Origin of the sequence: Duganella flavida, assembly GCF_009857445.1 — a bacterium.
In the GTDB taxonomy this organism is placed as follows: Bacteria; Pseudomonadota; Gammaproteobacteria; order Burkholderiales; family Burkholderiaceae_D; genus Rugamonas; species Rugamonas flavida.
Window position 1 is genome coordinate 1 of the sequence record NZ_WWCN01000039.1, and the last position, 5210, is coordinate 5210.

General features: G+C 61.4%; 4 protein-coding genes and 1 rRNA gene. 2 read left to right on the forward strand and 3 right to left on the reverse strand.

Features of this window, described 5'->3' with window-relative positions:
* Both GTP46_RS30030 and GTP46_RS28950 read left to right on the forward strand, forming a co-directional pair.
* The coding region (locus GTP46_RS30030; protein ID WP_229259150.1) for a hypothetical protein at positions 1 to 329 on the forward strand (329 nt) is incomplete at its 5' end.
* On the forward strand, positions 274 to 2304 hold the full coding sequence (locus GTP46_RS28950; RefSeq protein ID WP_229259151.1) for a TonB-dependent receptor family protein: 2031 nt from the start codon (positions 274 to 276) through the stop codon (positions 2302 to 2304). The genes GTP46_RS30030 and GTP46_RS28950, both read left to right, overlap by 56 nt.
* On the opposite strand, the gene GTP46_RS28955 is transcribed toward GTP46_RS28950, so the two are convergent.
* From GTP46_RS28955 to rrf, 3 genes are all read right to left on the reverse strand, one after another.
* Positions 2301 to 3713 (reverse strand): SH3 domain-containing protein, encoded by a 1413-nt coding sequence (locus GTP46_RS28955; protein WP_161010092.1) that lies wholly within the window; start codon positions 3711 to 3713, stop codon positions 2301 to 2303. The genes GTP46_RS28950 and GTP46_RS28955 overlap by 4 nt on opposite strands.
* Before the next feature lie 2 nt (positions 3714 to 3715).
* A complete protein-coding gene (locus tag GTP46_RS28960; protein WP_161010093.1) occupies positions 3716 to 4903 on the reverse strand; it encodes an SPFH domain-containing protein in 1188 nt (395 codons plus the stop codon).
* Positions 4904 to 5091: 188 nt separating this feature from the next.
* Positions 5092 to 5204: ribosomal RNA gene (gene rrf / locus GTP46_RS28965) — 5S ribosomal RNA — on the reverse strand.
* Positions 5205 to 5210: the final 6 nt, after the last annotated feature.

The window sequence follows — 5210 nt, forward strand, 5'->3', positions numbered from 1 at the left end:
TTGAGCATTTAATGCTTTTTGTTGCAGCACCAAATGCCCACACTTATCGACTGTTAATTTTTAAAGATCTTGTCTTGCGCTGCGAAGCGTTTTGTTCGCAGCAGAGAGATGAGATTATGAAGCGTTTCTTACATCTCGTCAACCCCTCGTTTTTCGCTACATCACTTGGTTTCGATGCTGCGTTTCGCGAGGGACCGAACTATAGCAAAGGCCGCAGATGCTTAGCAAGGCTTTTTGATATATTTAGTTTTCATCGTTTCCAAGGAAGACATCTTGCTCATCATTGCCCTGCTTGCCGTTACGACGGAAGCGCCTATCGTCGTCATTAGCGGCACCCGTACCGAGCGTTCCAGCTTTGAGGTGCCGGCCTCCATCGAGGCGGTAACGATCGATGACAACCAGCTGCGCGTCAACGCGTCCGAAGCACTGGCGGCGGTGCCGGGCCTGGTGGTGCAGAATCGCCAGAACTATGCGCAGGACCTGCAGATCTCTTCACGCGGCTTCGGCGCCCGCTCCACCTTCGGTGTGCGCGGCGTGCACCTGGTCACCGACGGCATCCCCGCCAGCATGCCGGACGGCCAAGGGCAAGCGGCCACCTTCAATCTCGATATCGCCGAGCGTATCGAAGTGCTGCGTGGCCCCTACTCCGCCATCTACGGCAATCACGCCGGCGGCGTGATCCAGCTATTCAGCAAGGAAGGCGAAGGCCCGCCCTCGGTTGAGCTGAATGTCGGCAGCGGCAGCTATGGCACCCGCAAGACTGACCTCAATGCACAAGGCCAGCAAGCCGGCATAGGCTATGTGCTCGATGCCTCGCACTTCGATACCGATGGCTATCGCGCCCACAGCGCCGCCACGCGTGACCAGGCCTACGCGAAGCTGACGCTTGCGCCGATCAATGGTGCGAAGCTGAACATCATCGCCAGCGCGCTACGCCAGGATGACACACAAGATCCACTCGGCGTCACATGGTCCACCTATCAGCGCGATCCACGTGCCGGCGAAATCGATAACACCGATACGCAAATACCCAAACGCACACTGGCCGACCGCTACAACACACGCAAGAGCATCAACCACCAGCAAATCGGTGCGACATGGGAACAACGCTATGGCGATGACCGCTTGCGCGTAAGCGCATATGGCGGCAACCGCGAAGTGATCCAATACCAGGCATTCTCCAAGGCGTTCCAGGCGCCGGCAACGCATTCCGGCGGCGTGGTCGATTTCGAACGCGACTTCTCCGGCACGGAGATCAGCTGGATGCACGTGCAGCATCTAGCCTCCGGCAAGCTGACCACCACCGCTGGTGTGGAGTACGGCCACTCCAGCGACGCCCGCCAAGGCTACGAGAATTTCATCGGCACGCAGTTCGGCGTGAAAGGCGCGCTGCGGCGCAACGAAGACGACAAGGCCAGCAATCTCGATCCGTATCTGCAAACCGAATGGGATACCGGCGCATGGCAGTTCAGCGCAGGCCTGCGCCACAGCCGCGTGAGGATCGCGGTGGATGATCACTTCCTCAGTAACGGCAACGACAGCGGTTCGCTCAGTTACAGCCACACCACGCCGGTACTGGGCATACTGTATCGCGTGGCGCCGCAGTTGAACGTGTACGCCAGCGCCGCGCGCGGCTTTGAAACGCCCACGCTGAATGAGTTGTTCTACTCCGGCACAGCCGGCGGTTTCAATTTCCGTTTGCAGCCGGCCTACAGCACGCATCTCGAAGCCGGCATCAAGACGCGGTTTGATGATCGCACGCGCATCAACGCGGCGCTGTTCCAGGTTAAGACCTCCGATGAGCTGATCGTTGATAGCGCCAGCGGCGGCCGCACCAGTTATCGCAACGGTGGTAACACCTTGCGCCAAGGCGTGGAGCTGGCAGTCGATACCTCATGGCGCTATGGACTGAGCACGCGGGTAGCGCTGACGACACTGCGCGCCGTCTACGATCAAGGCAACCGCTTGCCCGGCGTACCGAACGTGAATCTCTACAGCGAGCTGGCATGGAAGGAAAGCGCCGGCCGTTTTGGCGCGGCGCTGGAAGCCGTCGCTGTCGGAAAAATCTACACGGAAGACAGCAACACCGATCAGGCAGCACCGGGTTACGGCGTGCTGAATGTACGCGTCAACGCCAACCAGCAATGGCGTGGTTGGCGTTTCAAACAGTTCGCGCGCCTGAACAACCTGCTCGATAAGAACTACGTCGGCTCGGTAATCGTCGGCGACACCAACAAGCGCTATTACGAAGCGGCGCCGCAGCGCAACTGGCTAATGGGCGCCAGTGCGCTGTACCAGTTCTAACGCAAGGCCACGGTCTGGCGCCTCCAGGCCGGATCCTGCCAGCGATAGAACTGGCTCAGTGACGACGGTTTATCGGCCGACTTCAACGTCGCCAGCGTGTTGATCTCAACCAGCTCGAAGCTGCGCTTGAAGCGGCCGTCGACACGCGCCTCGCGCGCCACCAGCATGTTCTGCGTGCCCGGCACCCAGCCGGCAAATTCAGCATAGCCCACATCAGGATCTGCCGCGACAGGCGGCAGCACATCAACCAGCCAGCCCTCGCTGGTTTGATGGAACAGCCACATCTCGCGCCAGCTATCCATCGGCTGCACTGCCAATACCAGCGCACTGCCCTGCGCATTAGCCCGTGCCGATGCTGTCCATACCACGCCGTAACTGCAGCGGCGCGCCAGCGGATGCTGCTGATCGTGCTTGCCGTCGACCAGCAGTACACATGTCTCTCCGGGCTGACCGGCCAGCGCCGCCACCTGCAACCCGCCTGCAGGTACAGCCGCCAGTTCGGCCGCCCAGCGCACACTGCCTACGCGCACACCGGCTTCGGCATAGGCGCCGGCATCGTCCTCGGTCAACTCGGATGGCGCCACCATGCCCAGTTCATCGAGTGCCCGCTGCGCGGCTACGCTTGAAGCGCCACCCTTGCGCGCCCGCGCAAACGCCACCGACGACCACACCATCGCGCGCCGCATATGCAGGCGATTGCGTATATGACCCGGCAAGTCCTTCAAGTCCACCCGTTCCAGCACTTCGGCGCGCCAATCATCCAGCGCCACGCGCGCGCCCGGCCCTAGCGCCGGATCGACACACTCCTGTCGCGTCAATCCCAGCGCTGCGGCGGCACGCTGCGCTGGCGATGCCGACGCCATTGCCAGCACGCGACGGAAGGCCTCGCCGTCATAGCACAGCTGCATCCGGCCTTCACGCTCAAAGCTACGGATACCCACACCATAATGCGCCACCGCTTCCAGATGCGCTGCGATCACGGCGTCGCCTTGCTTGCCCTGCTTTGCCGACGCACGCCGCGCCAGCCGGTCCGCTATCGTTCCCAGCGCATCAAACGGTTCCGCCGTGATTGCCGTCGCTGGTGCGGCTTTCAGATAGGCCGCCGCGTAGCTGATGCCAAGCGACTCCGCGCCCGGCGTGTCGCGCAGGAAGCGCACTACCGACAGCAACTCCGGCGCATCCGCTGACGACAGCGATACCTTGCGCACCTGCGCTGCACGGATATAGCCAGCCCGTTCGCGGCGATAGTCATACACCTGCAAGAAGTCCTGCTTCTCGCCGCGGATCTCAAGGCTATCACCCGGCCACAGGACCGCCTGCTGCTGCGCAGAGTCCTTGGGCGCTGCCCGTAGTGCCGCCTGGTCCTGCGTGACAATCGCCAGCGTCAACGCCGCTGCAATGATGGACATGATTACTGGCCCTCCGACGTAGCGCTGGCGTGAGCAACCCGTGGCTGCTTACCCAGCAGCGAGGAACCGATAAAACCGCCGTCGCTGGGCGGCGGCGCAATAATCACCGACACTTTGTCCGACAGTTTGTCCGCCATGGTTTTCTGGATCAGCAGCGGGTTACGCGTCAGCAGATCACCTTCGCGTTCCATCTGCGCCGCCGCCACCTTGCCGACGATCTCCTGACGATATGCTTCCGCCTCCGCCAGCTTGCGGCGCGAGTCCGCCTCGCCGACCGCTTCAATCAGGCGCGCCTGTGCATTACCTTCCGACGTCTTGATACGCGCTTCCTTCTCCGCTTCCGCCTCCAGCTTGCGCTGCTCGATCTGTTTCTGCTTGAACGGCAGCACGTGCGCCATCGCCTGCTCCTGCGCGCGAGCGGCGATGATCTGCTCATTGCCAGCGGCTTCCGCCGCCTTCTCGCGGCGCACCTTCTCAGCGTCCGCTTCCAGCGCGGTTTGTTTGACCTGCTTCTCCTTCAGCTCCAGCGTGTAGCGCATCTTCTCCGTTTCCAGTTCTTCGGCCAGCAGCTTCTCCATCCCGGCCTGATACTCTTCCGGCAGCGAGATTTTGCCGATGGTGATACCACGCAGCGTCACGCCATCCGCCGCCAGCTTCGGCTTGAGTTCCGTTTCGATCTCCTTCTGGATTTCGGCGCGCTTGGATGAGTAAATCTCACGCACGGTGTAGCGGGTGAACACCTTGTAGATCACGCCCTGCACCGCCGGCTCCACGATTGAGCCCTTGATATCCGGCGGTAGCGATTGCGCCATCGCCGCCACGCGTGCCGGATCGAGTGCGTAGCGCACCGACATATCGACACCCAGCGCCAGACCTTCCACCGATTGAAACGGCGCCTGTTCGGCGCGCGCTGGACGATATACCTGGTCCAGCAGCGACAGCTCGCGCATCACATGCACGCCCGGCATCATGAACACTGCGCCGTCGTGGACCAGGATGGCGGAACCGGTCAGCTGGTTGGTGCGTATGCCCACGCTACCGGCCGTCAGCTTGGCCAGCGGCGGATGCGCGTACAGCATGTAGCTGGCAGTAGCGCCCAAGCCCAGTGCCGCCAGCATCGCGCCGTTGCGGCGCACGCCACCCAACGACGACTGCACTGCCTGCACCATCCGATTGATACGCTCTGCCATGATGTTCACCTTTTGATTGAGTTAAGGGCTAATCCCTGGAACACATGGTGCGCCGGATGGCGCGGAAGTATCAATGCTGCCGCCGTCCGCCTCTCTTCCGCGCGTGTGAAGAAATCCTCACAGATCGAGTAAGCGCAGTGTAAACGCAAAAAGGCCCGCTCATTGAGCGGGCCTTTTCTAAATAACTAGCTTGACGATAACCTACTTTCACACTGGTTGCAGCACTATCATCGGCGTAGAGTCGTTTCACGGTCCTGTTCGGGATGGGAAGGGGTGGGACCGACTTACTATGGTCATCAAGCTTTGA